Source organism: Hydrocoleum sp. CS-953 (genome assembly GCF_002260545.1).
Classification (GTDB): Bacteria; Cyanobacteriota; Cyanobacteriia; order Cyanobacteriales; family Microcoleaceae; genus Trichodesmium.
Genome location: NZ_LGSU01000089.1, coordinates 1 through 2109 on the forward strand (window position 1 = coordinate 1; position 2109 = coordinate 2109).

Here is a 2109-nt window from a genome sequence, read left to right on the forward strand (position 1 = left end):
CAGAACTTACTTAGTATTTTCGCTGCTGAGTTAGGAAAAAAAATTACTCCCCTACTCCCCTACTCCCCTACTCCCCTACTCCCCCGCTCCTCTACTCATTAAAAAAGACTTTTTCAGCAAACCCTAAGTATTTTGGCTTTATACCTTATATCCACCATTTTGTCAAATTATCGAATTTCTTGAATATTTGCTCTTGTTTGAATTTTGTTTTTTTGAGGTTATCCCCCTCGGCTCAAAATTAGCAAATTTAAGATCAAAAAACACGAAAACACTTGATTGTAGGGTTCTATACCTAGTATTTTCTCAGGTTTAGATACAACATTGGCACAATACCTTATGTACAGGATATGATACCAAATCTTTGAAATAACGCAAGCTCGTGAAATAATTTGTTACGACCTGGGAAAAATGAGGCTGATTATATTTATAAAAAACAATATTAAAATCTAAATTGATGAGTAAAACTTATACTGGGCGTTCCCTATTTAGTTGATTTTTTTGAAATTAATTTTGCAAGAATTAAGAAAAGAAGTAGTCAAAATTTTTCAATTGCTTTGTCATACTATAAATTTTGAGGGCGATCGCTCCGACTCACTCATTACCGCCTTTCCTTCAGCAGAAATATCTCCACTAGCAACTCCATAAGGAATTTGAGGACGCATCTTATCTGAAGTAATAATCCCTGGTGCAGAATATTGGTTTGTTTTTGATTTTAGTATTGAATTAGTAGCGATTAACCCACTACCAAGCAAAGCAGAGGTAAGTAAAAATTGCCGACGGTTGACCATTTATATAGTAGTTGCAGTGAAGTATAGTTGACGATAGTTAGATTACAAATATTATTAAAAGAAAAAAGCTAATAGCTAAGTTTAAATATCTATGGTACAGATGTACTGTAGTGCTAATTTCTGTGATCTACTCCCAGAGCTTATGGCGCTCACAATAAGCCAGTAGGCTTCTCAACTGACTATCTAAACTATTAACTATAACTATATACAGGGTATACAGGGGAATAATTTGATATGGAATGGCACATCACAGACGCCCAAAGCTTAGGAATTATAGACAGGGAAATTGGCCCTCATGCTTTATCTCCCGCAGAGTATGAGATAGTTAGACGGGTAATATATGCTACAGCAGACTTTGAATATAAGTCCCTAATTAGTTTCTCTGAACATGCTTTACAGTCTGGAGCCGCTGCTTTGGCAGCTCGTACAACTATTGTGGTAGATGTGCCAATGGTACAAGTAGGTATTACCTCAGTTATTCAAAGTACCTTTGCTAACCCAGTTTATTGTTCAATGGATGCTATAACTAGACCTCAGAAAGAAAAAACTAATGCAGCTTGGGGAATTGAAACTTTAGCTAGACGTTATCCAGAAGGTATTTTTGTTATTGGTCAAGCTCAAACAGCTCTGTCTGCAATTGTTGATTTAATTGAAGCCGAAGAAATTAGACCTGCTTTAGTTATTGGTACTCCTTCTGGTTTTGTGGGGGTTGATGTCGCGAAGTCACGTTTGTATGATTCAATGATTCCTCATATTAGAATTGATGGTCGTAAGGGTAGTGCCGTAGTAGCAGTTGCTATTATTAATGGTTTGGTAGACTTGGCTTGGCAGGCTTATGGTAAACAAGGCCAAGTTCAATAATTAATAATTAGAGCTTGCTGAATAAGTTTTTTAGTAGGGAGGAGGAGTCAGGAGTCAGGAGGAATGGGAATTATAAAGTAGGTAGTTAGAAAAATAGTCCCTTAATTTTTCTGCCTCGCGTACCCCAAGATGCTCAATTTTTCAGATATATCAACTGAAAAGTTGGTACTTTTTCCAGACGTAAAATGGCTAAAGCCTTTATATATTAATGCTTTTATCTTTGATTTTTAAACCATAATTACCTCTTCTTCAAAAGAAGAGGATTGGTGAAAAGGAAAATTTTTTCTTTTTTTCTCCCTGAAAGGAGAGGCTTTATACCTTAATTTTTCGGCAAGAGTATTTTTGAGCTTTAAGTTGGGTGAAATATTTCAGGATAAGAGTTTAACTTCTGTCTTATTCCGAAGAGGTCTAATATGTCAGTGCGTTACGCTTTGCTTTTAATGTTGCGCAGCAAAACGCA

The 2109-nt window shown here is 36.0% G+C and carries 2 protein-coding genes; one reads left to right on the top strand and one right to left on the bottom strand.

Annotation, left to right across the window (positions count from 1 at the left end; all coding sequences use genetic code 11):
• Positions 1-557: 557 nt before the first annotated feature.
• A complete protein-coding gene (locus AFK68_RS00560) occupies positions 558-788 on the bottom strand; it encodes a hypothetical protein (RefSeq protein ID WP_094670802.1) in 231 nt (76 codons plus the stop codon).
• Positions 789-1022: 234 nt separating this feature from the next.
• Here AFK68_RS00560 and AFK68_RS00565 point away from each other — a divergent pair, with 234 nt between their 5' ends.
• Positions 1023-1649, top strand: a complete 627-nt coding sequence (locus tag AFK68_RS00565) for a precorrin-8X methylmutase (RefSeq protein WP_094670804.1) — start codon at positions 1023-1025, stop codon at positions 1647-1649.
• Positions 1650-2109: the final 460 nt, after the last annotated feature.